Origin of the sequence: Romboutsia sp. 13368 (assembly GCF_018336475.1) — a bacterium.
GTDB lineage: Bacteria > Bacillota > Clostridia > Peptostreptococcales > Peptostreptococcaceae > Romboutsia.
Genome location: NZ_CP048741.1, coordinates 285703 through 286037, shown reverse-complemented (window position 1 = coordinate 286037; position 335 = coordinate 285703). Strand labels below are relative to the sequence as shown.

Here is a 335-nt window from a genome sequence, read left to right as displayed (position 1 = left end):
AAATAAAAAGAGATAAGGTTTTTATTAACTTATCTCTTTTTATTTTATCCTTCTTTATCTAATACATCAAGCTTTTTAGCTATTATTCCAGTAGTACTAGCTTGTACTAATAATGTAAATACAATTGCCATAAAAACAGTAGATGAAATTACTTCATATCCAGGTATTTTATTTGAAACAACTATACCAGATAAAGCTGCAGGTATAACACCAGTTTCCCTTACCCACATCATAAATAATTTCTCATTTTTACTCCATTTTACTTTTCTATCAAAAGCTGTACAAACTAATACAACAATAGGTCTAGCTATAAATACTAAAACTAATACAACTAA

1 protein-coding gene is annotated in these 335 nt (G+C 26.6%); it reads right to left on the bottom strand.

Annotated elements, in window-relative coordinates; genetic code table 11:
• Nucleotides 1-44 precede the first annotated feature (44 nt).
• Nucleotides 45-335 (bottom strand): cation:proton antiporter domain-containing protein (locus tag G3997_RS01130; protein ID WP_296646777.1); only part of this gene is annotated, 291 nt, incomplete at its 5' end.